The 20,849-nt window shown below is 62.8% G+C and carries 16 protein-coding genes; 5 read left to right on the top strand and 11 right to left on the bottom strand.

Annotated features, from left to right (window positions below; translation table 11 throughout):
- Positions 1-66: 66 nt before the first annotated feature.
- Both J2X38_RS13205 and J2X38_RS13210 read left to right on the top strand, forming a co-directional pair.
- A complete protein-coding gene (locus J2X38_RS13205) occupies positions 67-489 on the top strand; it encodes an NADH dehydrogenase ubiquinone Fe-S protein 4 (RefSeq protein ID WP_310254716.1) in 423 nt (140 codons plus the stop codon).
- A 148-nt stretch (positions 490-637) separates the two neighbouring features.
- Positions 638-1,633, top strand: coding sequence for an ionic transporter y4hA (locus J2X38_RS13210; protein ID WP_310254718.1), 996 nt, complete (start codon positions 638-640; stop codon positions 1,631-1,633).
- Positions 1,634-1,903: 270 nt separating this feature from the next.
- On the opposite strand, the gene J2X38_RS13215 is transcribed toward J2X38_RS13210, so the two are convergent.
- The 3 genes from J2X38_RS13215 to J2X38_RS13225 all read right to left on the bottom strand — a co-directional run bounded on the left by J2X38_RS13215 (position 1,904) and on the right by J2X38_RS13225 (position 5,841).
- Positions 1,904-3,910, bottom strand: coding sequence for a response regulator (locus J2X38_RS13215; protein ID WP_310254720.1), 2,007 nt, complete (start codon positions 3,908-3,910; stop codon positions 1,904-1,906).
- Positions 3,907-5,421 (bottom strand): ATPase domain-containing protein, encoded by a 1,515-nt coding sequence (locus tag J2X38_RS13220; RefSeq protein WP_310254722.1) that lies wholly within the window; start codon positions 5,419-5,421, stop codon positions 3,907-3,909. The genes J2X38_RS13215 and J2X38_RS13220 overlap by 4 nt, the downstream gene beginning before the upstream one ends.
- 84 nt (positions 5,422-5,505) lie before the next feature.
- Positions 5,506-5,841, bottom strand: a complete 336-nt coding sequence (locus tag J2X38_RS13225; RefSeq protein ID WP_310254724.1) for a response regulator — start codon at positions 5,839-5,841, stop codon at positions 5,506-5,508.
- A 266-nt stretch (positions 5,842-6,107) separates the two neighbouring features.
- Here J2X38_RS13225 and J2X38_RS13230 point away from each other — a divergent pair, with 266 nt between their 5' ends.
- Both J2X38_RS13230 and J2X38_RS13235 read left to right on the top strand, forming a co-directional pair.
- Entirely contained in the window at positions 6,108-7,079 is a 972-nt protein-coding gene (locus tag J2X38_RS13230) for a hypothetical protein (RefSeq protein WP_310254726.1), read from the top strand.
- Positions 7,076-7,531 (top strand): hypothetical protein, encoded by a 456-nt coding sequence (locus tag J2X38_RS13235; protein ID WP_310254728.1) that lies wholly within the window; start codon positions 7,076-7,078, stop codon positions 7,529-7,531. The genes J2X38_RS13230 and J2X38_RS13235 overlap by 4 nt, the downstream gene beginning before the upstream one ends.
- A gap of 90 nt (positions 7,532-7,621) precedes the next feature.
- On the opposite strand, the gene J2X38_RS13240 is transcribed toward J2X38_RS13235, so the two are convergent.
- The 6 genes from J2X38_RS13240 to J2X38_RS13265 all read right to left on the bottom strand — a co-directional run bounded on the left by J2X38_RS13240 (position 7,622) and on the right by J2X38_RS13265 (position 17,344).
- Positions 7,622-8,686: an alpha/beta hydrolase-fold protein gene (locus tag J2X38_RS13240; protein WP_310254861.1), complete on the bottom strand. Its 1,065-nt coding sequence runs from the start codon at positions 8,684-8,686 to the stop codon at positions 7,622-7,624.
- A 7-nt stretch (positions 8,687-8,693) separates the two neighbouring features.
- Complete coding sequence (locus J2X38_RS13245; RefSeq protein ID WP_310254730.1) at positions 8,694-10,346, bottom strand: tannase/feruloyl esterase family alpha/beta hydrolase; 1,653 nt, start codon at positions 10,344-10,346, stop codon at positions 8,694-8,696.
- Positions 10,346-11,680: an MFS transporter gene (locus J2X38_RS13250; protein WP_310254732.1), complete on the bottom strand. Its 1,335-nt coding sequence runs from the start codon at positions 11,678-11,680 to the stop codon at positions 10,346-10,348. The genes J2X38_RS13245 and J2X38_RS13250 overlap by 1 nt, the downstream gene beginning before the upstream one ends.
- A gap of 23 nt (positions 11,681-11,703) precedes the next feature.
- Complete coding sequence (locus J2X38_RS13255) at positions 11,704-12,549, bottom strand: 3-hydroxyacyl-CoA dehydrogenase family protein (RefSeq protein ID WP_310254734.1); 846 nt, start codon at positions 12,547-12,549, stop codon at positions 11,704-11,706.
- Positions 12,546-14,576 (bottom strand): acetoacetate--CoA ligase, encoded by a 2,031-nt coding sequence (locus J2X38_RS13260; RefSeq protein WP_310254736.1) that lies wholly within the window; start codon positions 14,574-14,576, stop codon positions 12,546-12,548. Before J2X38_RS13260 ends, J2X38_RS13255 begins: the two co-directional genes overlap by 4 nt.
- 125 nt (positions 14,577-14,701) lie before the next feature.
- Complete coding sequence (locus tag J2X38_RS13265; RefSeq protein ID WP_310254738.1) at positions 14,702-17,344, bottom strand: TonB-dependent receptor domain-containing protein; 2,643 nt, start codon at positions 17,342-17,344, stop codon at positions 14,702-14,704.
- A gap of 143 nt (positions 17,345-17,487) precedes the next feature.
- Between J2X38_RS13265 and J2X38_RS13270 the strand changes: the two genes are divergently transcribed.
- Positions 17,488-18,567: an AraC family transcriptional regulator ligand-binding domain-containing protein gene (locus J2X38_RS13270; RefSeq protein ID WP_310254740.1), complete on the top strand. Its 1,080-nt coding sequence runs from the start codon at positions 17,488-17,490 to the stop codon at positions 18,565-18,567.
- 153 nt (positions 18,568-18,720) lie between these two features.
- Here J2X38_RS13270 and J2X38_RS13275 read toward each other — a convergent pair whose 3' ends face one another.
- Together J2X38_RS13275 and hemN are read right to left on the bottom strand one after the other, a co-directional pair.
- Positions 18,721-19,356: a glutathione S-transferase gene (locus J2X38_RS13275; RefSeq protein WP_310254742.1), complete on the bottom strand. Its 636-nt coding sequence runs from the start codon at positions 19,354-19,356 to the stop codon at positions 18,721-18,723.
- Between the two features lie 158 nt (positions 19,357-19,514).
- On the bottom strand, positions 19,515-20,810 hold the full coding sequence (gene hemN / locus J2X38_RS13280) for an oxygen-independent coproporphyrinogen III oxidase (RefSeq protein ID WP_310254744.1): 1,296 nt from the start codon (positions 20,808-20,810) through the stop codon (positions 19,515-19,517).
- Positions 20,811-20,849 lie beyond the last annotated feature (39 nt).

Below are 20,849 nucleotides of genomic sequence, written 5' to 3' on the forward strand. Positions count from 1 at the left end.
GGGCAGGCCCGGGACTTCGGTCCCGGGCCGAGCCTACCGGGCGCCACAGCAGAAGTCGTGCCGGCGGTGGCAGCCAACGATAATCAATGGCAAGCCGAACATCGCATTTGCGCGCTGCCGCCCGAGGCCCGGGCGGTTCTCGAGCCCCTGCCCATCGGCACCAACCGTGCAGGCCGCGCGCAGGCGAGCGGGTGGCGATTGCGTTTTGCACCGCGATGGCGTCCCAGAGCGGATCCTCTCACCGGCTGGACCGGGGGTGGCGATCCGCTGGCGCAAGTGGAGCTTCGGTTTGCGACCCCCGATGCCGCCGAGCGCTATTGCCGGAGTGAAGGCATCCCGTTCGAGATCCGGGACCCCGCGGAGATGCGCAGGTCAGGTTCGCCCTACCTGATCGGCGAAGCGCCGCCCCTGCTTTGCTGCTCGCCAACCGGTCCGCACGCGCTCTGCTGCGGCAATTATCCAGTGCAGGGCGCGGCGACATGGAATTAGCTGCGGGCGCGACGTTCCTCCGGGGCACGTCGGCCTGTCCCCATATGTGCCCCTCATGAGAATCCGGGCCCGTTTTCCGGAGATATCGAGCTGGCCTCGCTGGATGCCCGCCGCGGGCTTCGGGGCGGCTCTGCTCCATTTAGACAAGATGAATAACATCGCGCTTGCGGCAACGGGGACTATCCTCGTCGGTTGCATCCTCGCGGCGGTGCATCATGGCGAGGTCGTTGCCCACCGCGTCGGCGAGCCATTCGGCACATTGATCCTTGCAGGTGCGGTGACAATCATCGAGGCCTCGCTGATATTGTCGATGATGCTGAGCGGGTCGGCGAATCCGGCTCTGCCGCGTGATACGGTGTTCGCAGCAATTATGCTCATCCTCAACGGCGTCGTAGGCGGATGCCTGCTGGTGGGGGGCATACGTCATGGCGAACAGCGTTTCGTGCTTGAGGGCGTGAATGCCGCACTGTGCGTACTGGCGGCGATGGCCACGCTGGTGCTCGTTTTGCCAAGCGTGAGCGGGGGCGCCGCCGCCCACTATTCGGAGGCGCAGCTTGCATTTACCGCGATCGTATCGACGCTACTCTACGCAACCTTCGTCTTCGTCCAGACCATCCGGCACCGCGACTATTTCCTTCCCGCAGGTGAAGGCGTGCTCGCCGGCGATGCGCACGCGTCGCCGCCGAGCGCGAGCACCGCGGCTGGATCTCTTGGCCTTCTTCTCCTTGCGCTGGTCAGCGTAGTCCTTCTGTCCAAAAGCCTCTCCGAACCGCTCGAAACGGCCATCGCCACGGCGGCGTTACCGCGCGCGCTTGTTGGCATCGCGATCGCTGCGCTCGTGCTCGCGCCCGAGAGCCTTGCAGCGCTCCGCGCGGCGCGGCGGAACCGCCTGCAGACAAGTCTCAATCTCGCACTGGGTTCGGCGCTCGCGACGATCGGGCTCACAATCCCGACGGTCGCGATTGCGGCGCTCGTCATGGGCTGGCCGCTATCGCTCGGCCTCGATCCCAAGGGCATCACCCTGCTCACGCTCTCCCTCGGGGTCGCCATCTTGTCTTTTGGAACAGGTCGAACGACGATCTTGCAGGGCGCGGTACATCTCGTGCTCCTGACCGCCTATATCTTCTCGACGGTCTTTTCCTGATCTTCGCCGACGCTTCATCGTATCATTCGGCTGGCTCGACAACCTGACCGATCGACAATCAGCTTCCTCCTGTATGAAATGCAACTAGCGCCTCGCTGACGCTCTAATGCCGCCGTGCCATTCGCAGCTGGCCTCCTTATCGGAACGTGGCCGATGGAAGACGGTCTGCTTATGGGTTGAACACGGGAATCGGACATCCCTATCCTAGCGCTTCTGCCGATGCGGCTCGCAAATATTCCGAGCAGAGCAGGGGCTGATAAAGATGTTCCGTCAGCTAGCGAGCGCGTCTTCCGCCATGGCGTCATGGATTGCACGCGCCATCTCGGCCGCGCGAAACGGCTTCGGCAAGCGAAGCACTTCGCTCGCCGTATCCTCGGCAAGATCGGCAAAGCCGGTGATCATCAGGACGGGAATATCGGCGCGAACCCTGCGTGCTTCGCGCGCGAGTTCCAGCCCGCTCATCGATGGCATCAGATAGTCAGTTACGATGATGTCGAAGGGCTGCGATCGAATCTGGCCAAGAGCTTGCGCGCCCGCGGCGGCCTGCGTCACCAGATGCCCCATCTCTTCGAGCATGGCCGCGGTTCCCTCGCGAACAAGTTCTTCGTCATCGACCAGCAATATCCGCAGCGGCGCGGTTTCGAGAAGAGGCGCATCGGCCGGGGAGACATGTGATAAAGCTTCTGAAGAGGCGGCGGGTAGCAGAATTTCGGCGACCGTGCCGCTGCCGGCCTTGCTATGTAACGACAGTCGCCCGCCCGACTGAGCGGCCAAACCATGCACCATCGACAGACCGAGCCCCGTGCCCTTGCCCACACCTTTGGTCGAATAGAAAGGCTCGACGGCCCGCGCGAGCGTCTCGGTATCCATGCCCGCCCCGCTATCGGCTACCGCGATGCGGACATAGATGCCATCGGGAAGGCCCCCATCCTCACCGGCTGCCTCCCAGCGATCGACCGAAATCGCGAGACGCCCCCCATCGGGCATCGCATCGCGTGCGTTGACGGCCAAGTTCAGAATAGCGAGCTCGAGCTGGTGGGGATCGACCATCGCCGCAGGGACATCGACCGCAAGATCAACCGACAGGTCGATGGTCGGACCGATCGAGCGGTGAACGAGTTCCTCCATCCCGGCGATCAGTTCCTTCACATCGACGGGAAGCGTCTCGAGATTCTGGCGGCGCGCAAAAGCAAGCAGGCGGGCGACAAGGGTCCGCGCGCGCTCGGACGACTGGAGAGCGCCATCGAGAAGCTTCTGCAGCCGCGGTTCCGTAATCTTGGTTCGCAAGATGTCTAGGCTACCGACGATGGGGGTGAGCAAATTGTTGAAGTCATGAGCGACGCCGCCGGTGAGCTGGCCGAGCGTCTCGAGTTTCTGGGCCTCGTGAAGCTGCATCATCACTTCGGCATGTTCGCGCGTACGTTCCTCGACGCGTTGCTCGAGCTCGACCGCGAAGTTGCGGAGCGTCTCTTCGGCCGCTTTCCGCTCGGTAATCTCCTGGCTGACGCCGATCATACCGAGCGCACGGCCACGCGCATCGAGCTCGGGCTTGCCGCGAACCTGCACCCAATGCACCGAACCATCAGGCCAGACGCAGCGATATTCGATGTCATAGTCGGCGCCGGTCTCAAGGGCTCGGCGAACCTCCGCCTGCATTGTCGCCCGGTCATCGTCGTGCACGCTGGCGATAAGGTCTTCATACGGGAACGGGTCGTTGGCGGACCTGCCATAGTGGCTCTTGCAATCAGGCGATGCATCGAGCCGCATCGACGCAACGTCATATGTCCAAGCGCCCAGCCTTCCGGCCGACAGCGCGATGCGAAGCTGTTGCTCGCCTTCGCGGATCGCCTGGAGGCGCGCCCGTGCCTCGTACTGACGGCGTCGCCCGCGCAGCGCCGCCTTCACGATGCTGATGAGCGTGGTCGGATGGAAGGGCCGTTCAATGAAGGTGACGTTGCCCAGAAGCTCGAGATAGCGGCCCGCGGCGGGATTGCGCTCGATGCTGCCGCCGCGCTCGGTAAGCAGGATGAAGGGGAAATCGGACCATTCGCCCTGCGCCCGAATGAAGCTATCGAGCCCCCGAAGGTCAGCGCCGCGCAGAGCCTCATCGGTAACGAGCCCGAAGCCCGCCCCGTTCCGCAGGATGTCGACAAAATCGTCAAGACTTTTGGCGATCCCGCTTTCAATGCCGGCCTCGCGAAGCATCGAGGCGGCAATATCGGCATCCCTTCCGCGCGGCGCGAGAATGATCGCCCGCTCTGAAAAGGTCCGGTTCATCCGGCGGGAAGTGCCTGCGGTGTGTCCATCAGTTCTGCCGAACCGATGATTTCGGGAACGCCGCGAAGTACACCCTGGAAACCGGTCAAAGGCGCGCCAAGGGAAATGCCCTGCGACCCGATGCGATATTCGCGGATCGTATATTCATGCGCACCGGTGCGCTTTTTCATGATCGATATCGCGCGGCGCACCCGCCCGGCCGCCTCGAAATAGCGGAGCAGCACGACGGTATCGGCGAGATAGGTCACATCGACTGGGGCCTTCATGTCACCTACCAGGCCGTGCTGCGCGACGGTCAGGAAGGTCATCACGCCCTGCCTGTTCAGATATTGCAGCAGCTCGTGCATGTGAAGAATGAGAGCCGTCTCTTCGGGCATCGCGGCCTGAAAACCGTTGAGACTGTCGATCACAACCGTTTTCGCTTCATATTGCTCGACACAGTTGCGGACGCGCTGCGAGAATTCGCCCGGCGACAGTTCGGCAGCATCGACCTGTTCAATGATAAGATTGCCACTGTCGACCATCTGCTGGATGTCGATCCCCATTCCCTTGGCCCGGGCGAAGAGAAGACCGAGTTCTTCGTCGAAGATGAACATTGCGGCCTTGTCGCCGCGGCGGACCGCACTCTCGACAAATGTGAGCGCGAAGAGCGACTTGCCCGTGCCCGACGGACCGAGAATCAACGCGCTAGATCCGGTATCGAAGCCGCCGCCGAGCAGATCATTGAGCTCGCCATTCTCAGTCGCGACAACCTTTCGCTCGAAGTCGGTCTTGTGTTCGAGCGAGACAAGGCGCGGAAAGGCACGTACCCCGCCTCTTTCGATGATGAAATCATGATAGCCGCCGCGGAAACGCTGGCCGCGATATTTGAGCACCCGCAGGCGCCGACGCTCGGCGCCATATTCGGGCGACATCTCCTGAAGCCGGATGACCCCGTGCGCGACGCTGTGCACGGTCTTGTCGGCGCTTTCCGACGTCAGATCGTCGAGGAGCAACACCGTCGCGTCATGACGCGCGAAATAATGTTTGAGCGACAAGATCTGGCGGCGGTAGCGAAGCGAGCTTTGGGCCAGCAGACGGATTTCCGAGAGGCTGTCGAGCACGACGCGGTCGGGTTGCACCTCTTCGTATTTTTCGAGGATACGCTTGGTCGTCTCGCCAAGCTCAAGGTCAGACGAATAGAGGAGGCTCTGCTGCTGTTCGTCGTTGAGGAGCGCCTCGGGCGGCACGAGTTCGAAGATATGAAAATTGTCGGGAAGGTCCCAGCCATGCGATTTAGCGGTTTCGCGCAGTTCCTCTTCGGTCTCCGACAGCGTGATGTAGAGGCAGCGCTCGCCCTTTGCGGCACCCGCCAATAGAAACTGATTGGCGATCGTCGTCTTTCCCGTCCCCGGATCGCCTTCCATGAGGAATATTCGTCCGCGCGCGAGACCGCCAGCGGTGATGTCGTCCAGCCCGGAGACCCCCGTTTCGGCCTTGTTCGCACGATCCAAGCCGCTCTGTTCCGTCATTCAATTCCGCTCCATTGATCGTCGCATCGTCCATTCAAAATGATCGATACGCGAATGCGGTTCCCAAATTCTCGAATGAGGAGGTTATCGATCGAGCGCCCCGAGGGCTTCGCTCAGGCTCGCTAGCGTGAAAGGTTTTGCGAGAACCGGGCGGTCCCGCCACGCTGGCCCTAGCGCGCCTGTAAAACCTCCGGTCGCCACCAGAAACGGGATATTCGCCTCCGCCAGCGCTGCCGCGATCGGATCGCCGTTATCGCCATTGGCAAGATGAACATCGACGATCGCCGCATCGATGCCGCCTTGCGCAATCCGGGCAAGCGCAGGCGTAACTCCATCGACAACAGCGATCGGCTCTCGCCCCATCATCATGACATATTCTTCGAGAAGCATGCCTATGATCGCATCATCTTCGACGATCAATATACGCCGCAATATTTGCATTCTAGCTCCAGCTAAGATCGGCGGTATGCAACGCGCAGGAAAAGCCAGAACCAGCGGGCGATCCAGAATGTTCCGTAAAGGCTTGTCTCTAATGGCCGAAAACGGCCATTCGGCTTTCTTGCCAGACGGGTCGTAAGCAGACACTGCATGCTTGGTCAGTAGATCCGAACCGGACTCGCCAATTTTACGACTTCGTCAGACATCGACGGTAGGGTGACAGGGACATCGCAGCACGAGTTTTGGCAATGCTCCCTATTCCCGGGAAGACACTGATCGGACTGGGGATATTCGTCCTCTTCATCGCGCTGAGCACGACTATGTGGGAGTGCCACAATTATAGCGGCGCGGAGAAATTTACGACGCTTGCATTCCTCGAGATGGTCTGCCCGGCCGGCCGGCTTGACCCTTATCCCGAAATCCCACTTCATATAGGTCTTTTCAGCAGGACGGCGGCCGTCTGGGTGCTCGGGATCGCGGCCCTCGTTGTAGGAATGTTCTTTTGCTGGCTTGAAAGTCCGTCGAGGGCGACCGGTCAAATCCAAGATTTCGGACCCAAGAACACAAGCTCGGAAACCGTGAGCTTTCCCCCACCACATTATCCCGACCCGCGCGCAGCCCCCTCATGGGCCGAGGATTTCTCATTCGTTCCAATCAACGGAACTCTATACGAGGCCCGCTGGGGATTATGCCTATTTGCCAGCAGCGGCAGGCTCGACGATTTCTTCCCTCAAATTCATATTTGGCATGCGCCCGAATGGGCGGCCGGGATGCCCGGCGCTCCCGCTGCGAATGCCGATCTAGCAGCTTGGAAAGAGCGCATGCAGGAAGAAAAGCGGGTGCGCGTGTGGAAGCGGCCAGAAAAAATCTACAGCCTGAATATCTTCGGACGAGCCACGCGCCAACATTCCGTCCTGCGTTTCGAGATGCCGGAGCGTCTTAATGACCCGACTTGGCTGTTTTCATCGTTAGAGAAAACCATGCCGGCGCTCGGCGACCGTGCACCGGCGCTGGTCATTGCCTCAATCCAAGGACTCGCGCGCCATGAAAGCACTTGGGCCGACATGTTGGGTGCAATGCCCGGGCGACCAGTCGTGCCGATCGACCGCCTCGAAATTACCATGCCGGCGGCGCTCGCCACGCGTTTCCCAAGCGATATCCTGGCCGACTTGGTCCAGATGGCCGATGGTCCGTACCTGGTGGCACAGGCGCCCCTATGACGATGCCGCCAGTCAGTTCCGGACCATCGTTCGGGAAGAAGAAGCCTCCCGCGCCGCAGGACGCCGCAGATGATCCTGCGGTCGCCAGCGCATTTTCCGTCCAATCGGTTGATCCGGACGAGTTCAGAGCGTTCATTGTCGAAAGCCTGCGGCCCGATCGCTTGCTCGGCAGCTTGCGCGAGCAGCGGGCACGTCGGCCCGACTACGGATATTGCAACATCGTCTTCCGCCGGTTTTCCACCAAGGAAGCGACGGAAATCGGCCTCGACCACATCGTCCGGCAGGCCAACGCGGACGAGGATATTCGCGCTGCCATATCGCAGATGAGCGAATATGGATTTCAAGTACTGATCGGCAGCTATGACGAGCCGAGTGGCAGAAACCTCCAGATCGCCCTCAGGCAAGACGACAGAGCGGAGCTGGCAATGCGCATATCCGAAGGTCTCGACTAGCGAATGAGCGATACATACACTTATCAGAGAATGGCCGTATGGAGACCGTCGGCTATTGGGTTTTGGCGGGGGTAAACTGACATTCATCGGTTAAGGTTCGCCCTGCTGCCCACCCGCTTGGGCGGGATCATCTAACGGCCTCTCTCCCAGGCGCTTCAATCTCCGAGGGTCCGCCTGCTCGACCTCGATTCCCGCTGCTCGTTTGCCATTGTCCATTGCGCTGCGAAAATCGAGAACGCTCCGATCGATCCAGCCGGGAGGCGACAGCTGCCGCCCGAGGAAGCCAAGCGCATCCGCCATGCGCGGCAGGAGCGACGGACCGACATGATCGGCGCCGTGTACCAGCCGATATTCATGAGCGAGCCCGGCATCGAACAGAATCCGGTGCAGATATTCCGCGCCTTCGTAAAGATAGAGTGCATCTTGATCGCCGACCTCAAGATAGATGCGAAGATCGAGCAATCGCTCGGGCGCAACGCTCGCGATCGTCGCGGGATTATTCGCGGCCCAATAGCTCGAATCGATAGGGTCGCCGAACATCGGAAACAGGGCGCGCTCCGGCCGCCAGAAGCGCGTGCTTGTTCCCGCCCCCTTCCATTCCAGCGCCGCCTCGATCGCAGGCTCGAGCGCGATGACTCCGGCAAACAATTCGGGATACTTGAAGGTGATCCGCAGGCTGCCGAGGCCGCCCATCGAAACCCCTCCGATGAAAGTCCGCTCGCGTGACGCCGCGACATGTGCCGTTCGGCGAACGAAAGGCAGCACGTCGGACAGGATATAGCTTTCCCAGCGCTCGCTGCCGTCGAGGTAATCCATATAGAGTGAACGGCGCCCGCTCGGGTTCGCGATGACGAGCGGCGGGACGCGGCCAGATGCAATTTCGCGGTCGAAGACGCTCTTGAAGAAGAGCATATCCTTTTCGCTGCCATTCCCGCCGTGAAGCCAAAGCAGAAGCGGATAGGCCTCCGCGCGCGCCGGGTCATAGCCCGGCGGCTTGTAGATCGCGACGCCCACCTTGTCCGGCACGTTGGACGACGCCAAATCGTGGAACCCGATCGTGCCTTCAACGGTCGGCGCGGATGCCGACGCTGACGGCGCGACCGAGGCCGCCGCGCCCAACACCGCAAAACTCGTAAACGCCCTGCGGTTCAGCATGCGTCCCTCATCGGGCGTCCGGCGCAACGCAGCTGAAATTGCTCGCTGAAGCCGTCGAGCCCCAGCCGCGGTAGACCGCCTTCTTGGGATAGGGGCAGAGCGGCCGCTGCATTTCCACCCTTCCGGCATCGTCGCTTGCGAACTTCGTCGCGATGATGCTTTCAGGCGCCTTGCCGCCATCCGCCCAGTCGATCAGCGCCGAGAAGATGTCGTGCCTCCCATCATAGCTGGGCGGCTGCGGCGGGATACCGAGCGTGCCATTGAAGGCGTCGGGACCAGCGCCACCGCCGCAGTGCATCATTCCGGGCGCGAGGAACAGGCGCGCGTTGTTCGCCAGATTGTCCATGCCGCCGAACGCCTTTGCATGCCGTTCGTAAAAAGCGACCGACTGCCCCGGCGCGACGAGCGTGTCGGCGAGCCCATGATAGACGATCAACTTGCCGCCGCGGGCGGCGAAGGCCTTGAGGCTACCCCGCGTCGCGTCATTGACGATCGCGTCTAACCGCTGATCCACCAAAGACATATCGCGGTCGAAGTCGAAGTTCTTCCAGTCCCAGTCCGCGCCGAACACCCATTTGAACAGGGCGCCGAACGGCGGTTCTTCGTTGATTGGCTTCTGGAGGAAAGCCCAGCCGAACGTGTCGGGCATCTCGCTACCGGGCAACCAGCCGAAATAGCTTGCCTTGCCTTCCGCAGTTGCCGGCCCCGAGTAAAAGGCGCGGGCGGTCTCTACCTCAGCCGGCGTGAGACAGGCGTCGGATGCCCCGGCTTTGCATGCGAGGACAGCGGGATCAAATGTGCAGCTCATCGGATCCGAGATGAAGCGGTCGCCCGCAAGGCCGTGCCCCTGTTTCCAGCAGGTCGCGACCGCGGTCCGATTGAGCAGCTTGAGCTTGGCGTCCGATAGCAGGCTGCCCGGCGTGCGATGTGCAGCTGCATAGTCCCACAGGACGGCGGCATGGCCCCAGGTTCGGTTCATGACCGGCGCGCCAACGAGGATCCCGTCATAATCGTCGGGATAATAGAGCGACTCGATCAGCCCCTGCTGTCCCCCGGTCGAGCAGCCGGTGTAGTAGGAGCGCTTTGCCGGCTGCCCGTAAAAGGCCTTGGTGATCGCCTTGCCGGTGGTCGTCATCACATGCGTCGAGAGCCGCCCCCAGTCGCGCCATTTGCGGTCCTGTCCTATGAGGGCATCGCCCTCCAGCGGCGTCGCGGGCGCCGTACCGGCGTCGGTCGTCGCGGTTGCAAAGCCGCGCCGCAGACCATCCGCCATCCCCGAATAGCCGCCCGCGAGAATGCCGGCAAAGCCTCCGTTGCCATTGCCGTGGAAGACGCCGGCCCACCCTTCCACCGGCAACCAGATTTCGACGCCGATGTCGGACCCGGGCGCCGAGCGCACATGCGCGACGACGCGGCAGAAGCTTCGATATCCCGCCGCATCGCCGGCGATCGACGTCTCCGCCAGCTTGCCCGGCACAAGGACCGCGCTCGTTATGCTGGTGTCGGCAAGCTTGAGACCGGCGAGGCTCGCGCATCGCGCCGGCGCCGCCTCGATCGCGGACGCGGCCCTGGAAACCGGCGCTTTCGCCGCAACGCTCACCGGAACCAGCGATCCCGCCGCGACGCCCGCCAGCAGAGCGATGCCAGATATCCGCTTCATTATTGTCTCCCGAAAGTTGATGCGTCCGCCGGACCGGCCTCCGATTTCCGGATCAACCGGGCGAGCCAGACGAAGAGCAGCGCGGCGACGAGATACATCGGCGCCAGCGCATAATAGGCCATCCGCAGCGCATGCTCGCCATGGTCGGCACGGAAATAGTCGCTTGCCATGCCGACGAAGGTCGGACCGAGGCCAAGGCCGATCAGATTCATGACGAGGAGCAGCAAGGCGCCGGAAATCACCCGCGCGCCGGGATCGACTTCGCCCTGGACGAAGGTGACCGTCGCGGGAAGAAAGAAGGAGTTGAGGAAGAGCGGAACGAACAGCAGGGCGAGCGCGGTCTCCCAGCGATCAGCAGCCGCGAAGCCGAGAAAGAATGGCAAGGCGAGGAGCAGCGAGAGCGCCGGAATGCTGGCATAGGCGGCCTTGTTCTTGACGGCGAAGCGGTCGATCAGACGACCGGCGACGAAGATGCCGGCGCCCATTCCGAACCCGACCGCCAGCGCATACCAGATCGCGACATCTTCGAGCGTCATCCCCTTCTCGCGCATGAGGAACAGCGTCGCGAAATTGCTGAGGCCATAGGTGATGAAGTTGGCCGCACCACTCGCCAGCGCCGCGACGGCCAGAACACGGTTGCCGAAGAAGGCACGGATCGCCGATCCGAAGCTTTGCGCGGGAGCGGCAGTTGCCGTGGGCGCCGGCACCGGATCGAACCGACCCCGCTCGGGCTCGGGAATAACCAGATAGACGATGACGGCAGTGAACACGCCGATCGCGCCAACGACATAAAAGGGTATGCGCCAGTCATAGGCGGCTGCCAGCGATGCGCCGAAGGCAACCCCGAGCGCCGAGCCGAGCGGCGGCCCGAGATTGAAAATGCCCATGGCGGTCCCGCGCTGCTCGCGGGGGTAAGTGTCCGAGATGATCGCATAGGACGGCGGCACTCCGCCCGCTTCCCCAACGCCGACCGCCATACGCGCGACGACGAGCTGGCCATAATTGGCGGCCATGCCGCACGCGGCGGTTGCGGCGCTCCACAGGCCGCAGGCGATCGAGAGAACTTTCACCCGGTTCGTACGGTCCGCGAGCCACCCGACCGGGATGGCAATGAAGCAATAGAAGAGTGCGAAATAGAAGCCCGTGATCCGGCCGAGTTGGCTGTCGCTGATCTGGAGGCTGTCCTGAATCGGCTTTGCAAGGATCGACACGAGCTGCCGGTCGAGGAAGTTCAGCACATAGACGAAGCAGAGCATGCCGAGCACCAGCCCCCGGTTGCCCGGCTTGCGGGGAACAGTGGGCGCGGCTCCGCCCCGATGTTGCATGCTGTCCATAAGCCTCCTCCCTTCGCTGCTCTTTATCCGTTCTGCACCCAGCCCGCGCGCCCCTTGCCACCACCCAGCCCCGCCGCGACGCGCTGCTTAAGCAGCGCCGGAGGTCTGAACCGCTCGCCATAAGCATCGTGCAAAATATTCTGCACCTGCAGACAAAGATCCGACGTCACGACGTCCATCATCGCGAACGGACCGATCGGATGCCCCAACCCGAGACGGCAAGCCGTATCGAGATCGGCCGGCGTTGCCACCCCCTCCTCCACGAGGCGGACAGCTTCGATGAGAAGGGCGTGGAGCATGCGATTGACGGCGAACCCGGCCACATCCTTGATCTCGACAGGCTGCTTGCCCACGCCTTCCAGCCACGCCGCAACCTGTTCGACCGTCGCGCGCTCGGTACCAAAGGCCGGGATGATCTCGACAAGCTGCATTCGCGACACGGGCGAAAAATAGTGCGTGCCGAGGAAGAGCGGACGGCGCCCGGGCCTTAAAGAAGCCGCGAGCGTCGATATCGGGAGCGTCGACGTGTTCGACGCGAGGATGCAGTGCGGCGCGCACAAATCGTCGAGCGTCTTGAGGACGCCCGCCTTGGCGTCCAGCGATTCGAAAACCGCCTCGGTCACGAGATCGCGGTCGGCAAGTTCAACAATCTTCGTCGTCGGCCGAATAAGGGTCAGCGCCTCGCGCGCTGTGTCGGCAGCATAGGCTTGCCGCGAGATGCCTTTCTCGATGAGGCTGCCGAGCCGCGCCATCGCGCGATCAAGCGCCTCTTCCGACAGATCGGTCAACAGGACATCATGGCCGGCCAACGCGAAGACCAGCGCAATTTCCGTCCCCATCAGCCCTGCTCCGACGACGGCCGCCTTCATGCGGCATCTCCCGCACGCTGCCAGCGCCGTGCCTGGTCGATGTACCAAGGCAGAATGTCTGGCGTGGCAGTCGCGTCGGCATTGATCACTTTTGCAACCGGCCAGCCGGCAAACAGCCGTTTGATAGGCAGCTCCTGTTTCTTGCCCGACAGCGTGAGGGGAATAGCCGGCGCGGCGATTAGGCGATCGGGCACGAAGCGCGGCGAGAGGCTGGTGCGGATAGCCGATGCGATCGCTGTTTCCATGGCGGAATGAAGGTGCTCCCCCTCGTCCGGGACGACGAACATGATCAGCTGGCTGCCACCCGCGCCATCCTCGACATCGATGATCATCGTATCGGCAACGCCCGGCAGGCCTTCGACCGCCGCGTAGATCTCGGCGGTGCCCATACGCAGCCCGTGCCGGTTGATCGTCGCGTCGCTGCGGCCCGAGATCGTACAGCCGCCGTCGATACCGATCGTGAGCCAGTCACCATGGCGCCAGATACCCGGCCATTCGGAGAAATAGGCTTCCCGGTAGCGGTTTCCCTCGTCGTCGCCCCAAAAATAGAGCGGCATACTTGGGAAAGGCCGCGTGCAAACAAGCTCGCCGACCTCGTCGGTCACGGGCTGGCCGTTCTCGTTCCATGCCTCGATAGCAGCGCCGAGATGGCGGCACTGAAGCCTGCCGGGCGTGTCGGGCAGTTCGGGACTTCCGGCCATGAAGGCGGCGGCGATTTCGGTTCCACCGCTGACATTGCACCACCAGATGTCGGGCCGCCCGGCAGCTTCGAACTGGGCCGATCCCCAGCGCTGCACATCGGGGGGAAGCGGCGAACCGGTGCTCCCGAGCGCGCGAATGCCTGCGACCCCCTCTACACCTGCCAGCTCGAAGCCGGCCTTGCGGCAGCTTGCAAAAAAGGCCGCGCCGGCACCGAACCAGGTGACGCCGGTGCGCGCGGCAAAGTCCCAGAGCCGGCTCCAGTCGGGATCGGCCTTCGTTCCGCTCGGCGAGCCGTCAAAGATGCAGATGGTCGTGCCACTGAGCAGTCCGCCGACCTGGATATTCCACATGACCCAGCCCGTTGCGCTGAACCAGTGAAACCGGTCGCCGAAGTTGTTCGCGGAATAGCTCGGCCCGAGATCGAAATGGAGCCGGCCCGCAGCCGTCGCGAGGAGCACACCGCCGTGCCCGTGCACGATCGCCTTGGGCAGCCCGGTCGTCCCGCTCGAGTAGAGGATCCATAGCGGATGATCAAAGGGCAGCCATTCGGGTTCGAACGCCGCCACCGCGGCATCGGCGCGGCCGACCGCCTCGGCGAAGTCGAGCGCACCGGGAACGGCGGCCGCGCCATATCCGCTGGTGACAAGGAACAATCGCTCGATACACGGCAACTCGGCGCATATTTCGGCGACGGCGGCGCTACGGTCCATCGCCTTGCCCGCATAAAAGACGCCGTCGACCGCGATCAGGGCCTTGGGCTTCGTCTGCAGCAACCGGTCGAGCACCGCGCTCGTTCCCATGTCGGGCGAGCACAGTGTCCAGATCGCGCCGAGGCTCGCCGAGGCGAGCAGACCGATGACTGCCGCCGGAATGTTGGGCAGGTAGGCCGCAACCCTATCCCCCTTCCCTATCCCGTTCCGGCGCAATTCAAGCGCCAGCGACGCCGCCTGCCGGCGAAGCTCGGCCCAACTAAGTTCGACAGTGTCGCCGCGCTCGTTCATGGCGACAATCGCCGGCTGGCCGGCCTCATCGGCTGCGGCCGCATGCCGGAATATGTGGCGCGCATAACTGACCTCGGCGCCCTCGAACCAGCGCGCCTGCGGCATGGCGTCGTCGCTCAGCACCGCGACGAACGGTGCCGGGGATTCGATTTCATCATAGTCCCAGATGCTGCGCCAGAAGGCAGCAAGGTCACCCACCGACCAACGCCGCAAATCCTCGAAGCTCGCGAAGTCGAGGCCCTGCGTCGCCTTGAGCCAATCTGAGTACAGGCGCATCTGCGGAACCGGACCCGAAACATCTGCGCTGTTGCTGGAAAGATTCATCGACTGGGAGGGCCTTGTTGAAATGGCGGGAAAGATAACGAGCATAGTCGGGCGTCGCCGATCCCTCCGGGCTTCGACGACGAAGGAGAGGCGGCGATCTCGTCGAGGTGCGCCGCCTCAAAAGGTCAGAAGGCGGTCCGGAGGCTCATCGCCGCATAACGACCGATCGCATTATAAGTGCCGCCGATACCGTCGGTTCCGGGGAAATAGGGCGGCGTCTTGTCGAACAGATCGTTGATCTGCAGGCCGATCTCGGTTCCCTTCATGAAGCCCGTGTCAGGCAGCTTGACAGAAAGGCGCAGGTCCGCCGTCGTATAGCTTTTCGACCGATAGAGGCTCGAGCCCGTCGGGGTCGCGAAGGACGCGGTAACGCCGCTGCGATGATTGACGAAATTGACGAACGTCACCGGACCGGCCGTGAACCCGAGCGTGGTGCGCAGGGTCGTTCGGGGAATCCCGGCGTCGAGCGAGTTGCTGACCGCCGAGGTCGGCGACAATTGGGTGCGATATTTCAGGATGTAGTTGCCCGCGATCCCGCCGAAGATTGTCCCAAAGTCCGCCGAATGCCGATACCGCACGTCGAAATCGATGCCGTTCGTCTTGCGAATACCGAAATTGCCTTGGCGCAGGTCCAGAATGTTGCCGATCGTCGGAACCGCCGAGAAGGTATAGAAGAAGGGAACGGTATTCGTGATCGCGGACGTGACCTGCGCAGCGCTGGGGTCGCGGATGACCAGCGAAGCGAAGGTAGGATCGGTGAAGACAAGCGCGCCGAGGCCCGACGGCGTTCCGATCACATCACGGTATCTGATGTCATAGAAAGTCGCACCGGCCGTCAGGCCCGGCGCAAAGGCCGGCTTCAGGTCAAGCCCGAACGAGAAGGTCCGGGCTTTTTCCGGCTTCAGATTCTGATTGCCGCCGAAGAGCAGCATCGTGTTGACCTGAGTTGCCCCGCGCAAGGGATCGCGCACGCCGAAGGCGTCGACTAGCGCCGCTGCGGCATAATATGAGCCCACGGTCGAGCCGAGGTCGCGAAGTCCGGGCGCCCGGAACGACCGGCCGTAACTGCCGCGCAAGTTGACGCCTTCGATCGGCTCCCAGGTGATGCCGACCTTCGGATTGGTCGTCGAGCCGAAGTCGCTGTAATGATCGTAGCGCCCTGAGAGCGACAGGGCGAGGCTATGGGCCATCGGCCCCGCATTGCCCTCGCCGACGATCGGCACGAACAGCTCGCCATAGACCGACGCGATGTTGCGGCTCAGATCTTCCGGAAAGCCGACGCCTCCGCTTGATCCGCGCTGCATGTAGGTTTCGCGCCGATATTCGGCGCCAAGCGCGACCTTGAGATCCCCGCCGGGTAGGTTGGCCAGCGGTCCGTCGATCTTCACGGCGCCGATCCGGGTGCGCTGGCGGTTGGTGAAATCGGTCGGATTGTCGAGAATTGCGGCGACAACCGCCGGATTGGTGCGGGTACCGAACGGGTCGAGTGCGGTCGCGGTCGTCGTGCCGGCTGCCGCTGCCGTCAGGGCTGTGGTGTTGATGCCGGGCTGGAAGGTATCATTTCGCGCCCAGTTGAATGTACCGAAAACGCTGGCCTTGAAGTCGCCAGGCAATTTGATGTCGAGCCCGGCCGTGGCGTTCCCGCTCCTGACGCGGAATGTCTGGTCGAAATGATCCGCGCCAACGAGGTTGTCGGGCCTGAAGTCGACAAATTCAAATGTCGCCCCGGTGCCGGGCGGAGCCCGGAAGAAGGGATTGGCCGCGGTGATCAGGACAAAGGTCTGCCCGGGCAGCGCAGCCTGAACGATATCCCGTCGATCAGAGTAGAGGAGATCGGCCCAAAGGGTCACGTTCGAGGACAGGTCCTGGCGCGCCGAGACGAAGGCGGCGTGGGTGCGGTTTTCCGGCACAAGATCGACCGGCCCGCGCGGGTCGCAGGTGTTGAGCCCGGGCGCCAGGCTAGGCGCAGCATAGATCGTGCCGGTGAACAGATTGACGTTCGCATCCGGACAGACGGCCGAGCGCGTATCGACGCCGCCTGCGGCCCGGAAGTCGAGCGAGCGATATCGCCGGTCGGCGCCAGTGATATTGCTGTTCTCGGAATATTGATAGGCCGCGACAAACGAGCCGCTACCCCAGTCATGGCCGAAGATGCCCCCCGCGTTGAAGGCGTCATAGTCGTCTGCGAAGCCGTAGCGGACATTCGCCTCCAGTCCCGACACGCGCTTCCGCGTGATGAAGTTGACGACGCCGGCCACGGCATCCGAGCCGTAGATGGCCGAAGCCCCGTCGGCGACGATCTCGACCCGCTCGATTGCGAGTTCGGGAAGAAACGGATAGTCGGGGTTGGTCTGCTGCGTACTCCCCGAGATCAGGCGATGCCCGTTCATCAGCGGCAGGGTGGCGGCAGGCGGGAGTCCGCGAAGGCCCGGCGCGAAGGATCCCAGCCCGCCATTGCTGGTACGCGGCGCCGTGTTGAAGCTGTTGAGCTGTGGGACGGTTGCGAGCAGTTCGGGGGTGCTCGCCGCGCCGATCAGCTTCGCATCCTCACGCGTGACGCCAATGAGCCCCGACCCCGTCGGCGGGATGCCGCGAATGCTTGTGCCGGTCACGACGATTTCGGTGTCAGTTTCGCCGTCCGCGTTCGACTGCGTGATGTCTTCGGCCGACTGGGCCCGCGCGGCCGTCGGCACGAGAAGCACCGCCGCGATTGCGGAGCCCGATAGCAGACATGCGCGGCCCGCCATGAATAGGATGTTGTTCGACATGATGGTCCTCTCCCTCGCTCTTCGAATGCGGCCGGGGCCGCGGCCGGACTTTGCCGACTTGATGCCCTGCTTATGGTCTGCCAGAGAGGTTTGTAAGCGCCCGGACGGACAACGATGTGTCTTTGGCGGACAAGGTTGAGAGAATGACGATGTCGATTGTCGATGCGCAGGCAGGGGCTGCGACCAGCAGCACGCGCGCCGGTTTTCCTTCGCTGAACCAGCGGATCTTTGCGCCTTTCAAGCTGGCGACCGTCATTGAGGCCGTCGCCGGCCGCGGCATCAAACCCGAGACAGTTCTGGATCGCACGGGATTGACACTCGCGGATGTACGCGATCCCCACACGCTGACCTCGATCGGCCAATATCTGGTTGCGTGCGAAAACATCGTCGCCGCGGGCGCTGAATTCGGCGACGCATTCGAAATCGGGTCGCGGCTCCATCTTTCGGCCTACGGCATGTATGGCTACGCGCTGATGTGCTCGCCCACGATGCGCGAGTTCTTCGACTTCGCCGTGCGATACCAACCGCTCGCCACGCCGACGGTGAGGCTCGGATGGCGAACGGAAGGCGCGTTCGCGATCTGGCGTTTTGAGGAAATCTATCGCGACGTCATGAGCAACGAGGTCCGGACCTTCCTCGTCCGCCAGCAGATGAAGATGACCTACACCCATATCCGGGACACCGCCGGGGCAGACAATTTGCCCGTGCAGGCGATATTCGCCTTGCCCGAAGACGGGCAGGCATCCGCCGACGAACAGGCGTTGTCCTGTCCTTGCTCCTATGGGCAGGATGCCAACGAGCTTCATTATCCGATCGGAATTCTGGAGCAGACACCAGAACTCGGCAACCGGCTCACAAGAGCGATGCTCGAAGAGACTTGCGACCGGCTGATCGGCCAGTCGCGGATCGCATCGGGATTGTCCGGCGAGGTCTATCAGCTCCTGCTGCTCGCCCCGAACCAGTCGGCCTCAATGACTTCGATCGCGGAGCAGCTGGGATTGCAAGAGCGAACCCTGCGCCGTCGGCTCGCCGCAGAAGACACGAGCTATGGCGAGATCGTCGATGATGTCCGCCGCAAGCTTGCGATCGAGTATCTGCAGACCACCCGGATGAGCGTCGACGACGTCGCGTGGAAAGTAGGCTTCAGCGACAGCGCGAACCTGCGCCGTGCCGTCAGGCGATGGACAGGAAAGACCATCAACCAAGTCCGCGCGGAGCGATGAAGCGCCAACTGCCCGGCTTACGCCAGAGAGATCATCTCAAGCGTATGAGTGGCCGTTTGCGGAAAGTCCGCTGTTGGCTGGCCGAGCGCGGAAGGCTGGCTTTCAGCGATCGACCTCGGAATTGCCCTTGCGCCAACCGGTCCGTTGTCCAGTTCATGCCAACATGGGTTGCATGCCGGGCTCAGCCTTCGCCATCGCTGCCTGATATGCAGGCCGCGCCCCGATCCGCTGGAGGTACGCCTTCACATTGGGATACGCGTCAATCGATGTCCCGCGAAACGCGCGGCTCGTGGTCAGGCAATAGACCATCATGATGTCCGCGGTCGTCAGGTTCGCGCCACCGAAAAAGGGAGCTTCGCCGAGCCTCGTTTCGATCATGGACCAAGCGGCAGAATTCCGGGCGTCCACGAAAGCTGAGCGGGGATCGCTCGCGTCTACGTCACCGCGCACAAGCTGCATCATGAGGATCGTCATGAAGGTCCCGTTTGACCAGTGGAACCAGAATAGGTGGTCGGCAAAATCCGGGGAGTCCACTGAAGGTACCAGTTGATCGTTACCGTAGCGGGCGCAGATGTAATCGCAGATCGCGCCGCTCTCTCCCAACACAAGATTGCCGTCGGCGATCACCGGTGCGATCCCCATCGGATGCAGAGCCTTGTACTCGTCGGGCGCCAGACGGTTGTCCGCTCTCCGGTCATAACGCTTTAGCTCATATTCGAGCCCAAGCTCTTCGCAGAGCCACACGATCCGCTCTGATTGCGAAATCCCCAAATGATGGACTGTCAGCATGTCGCTCTCCTGTTTTCCCGGTTCGGCTCTTGCTCGACGAAGATGACGAGCGACGCAAGGGCACGGAGTGTTTTCAGGCCAATTGGGCCCGATTTGGCCGGTTGGAGACTGTCCGCTTTGGGTCAGAGCGCGCGAAAAGCAGACGCGGCTTTGACGAACTAGATCGCGCCCCTCACGCTGTCGAATTGTGCCGCGACATGGCGTGCGTAGGGCAAGCCTTCGTCGCGGATCACGAGATCGTCCGCGTCCCATTCGACAACTCCGCGACGCTCGTAATCGGCAAGAATATTCCGGACATGCTTCCCGCGACCCATTCCGATGCGGGTGCGACCGCTGCACAAAATGTCGCGGATATTCTTTCCTCTCACCTGCTGGGCATTGTCCACCGCTACGCCGCGCACCACAGTCAGGCGGCCTTCACCGACCAAATCGCGGTACGGCCCTGCTCGCTTTTCGTTCTGGACGATCAGGTCGGGAAAGCGGCTGATCGCGCTTGCTCCGAAGCCGAGCAGCACCGGTGCGTCATCGTCGGTGAACCCCTGGAAATTACGGTTGACCTGTCCCGCCGCCGCCGCGACGGCTAGCTGATCGTCCGGCCGCGCGAAATGATCGAAACCGACGGGAACATAGCCGGCGTCGGTCAACCGGCGATATCCCAGTTCCGCCTGTTCGAACCGCAGCCGCTGATCGGGAAGGCCGGTGGCATCGATCCGCCGCTGACGCGGGATCATGTCGGGAAGATGGGCGTAGCCGAACAAGGCGATCCGGCTCGGTTCGAGGCGGATCGTTTCATCGAGTGTGGCGTCGAGGTCGGCGAGCGACTGGCCGGGCAGTCCGTACATCAGGTCGAAATTGATCGCATCGATATCGCGCAGGCGCAGCGCCGCGACGACGCGTTCGATATGCGACAGCGGCTGGATGCGGCCGATCGCCTGCTGGACGTGAGGCGCAAAGGTCTGGACGCCGAGGCTGACGCGCGTGACGTGCGCCGCCGCGAACACCAGCGCCCATTCGGCGGAAAAGCCGCGCGGGTCGAGTTCGATCGACACCTCGGGACGGTGCGCGTCGAAAACGGTGAGGATGCGGTCGAGCAGCCGCACCAGTTCGACGGGCGCGATCGCATTCGGGCTGCCGCCGCCAAAGGCGATGCGCTGCACCCGCCCGCGGCCGCCGAGCCGCTTTGCGACAAGCGCGATTTCGGCGCGCAGCGCGACCAGATAGTCAGCCAGCCTCTGCTTGCGCCCGGCCGCCCCCGTGTTGCAGCCGCAATACCAGCAGATCTGCTCGCAAAAGGGGATGTGGACATAGAGCGAGACCGGCGTCGCCGCCTCGATCGCGTCGAGCGCGCGCGCATAATCGTCGGCGCCGACAGCGTCGGTAAATTCCATCGCGGTGGGATAGCTGGTGTAACGCGGCACCGGCTTGGCGAGCAGATCAGGATGATAGGACCACATGCAAGCCTCCTACCCCCGCGCCTGCGCCCGAACATTGAC

Source organism: Sphingopyxis sp. BE235, assembly GCF_031457175.1.
Classification (GTDB): domain Bacteria; phylum Pseudomonadota; class Alphaproteobacteria; order Sphingomonadales; family Sphingomonadaceae; genus Sphingopyxis.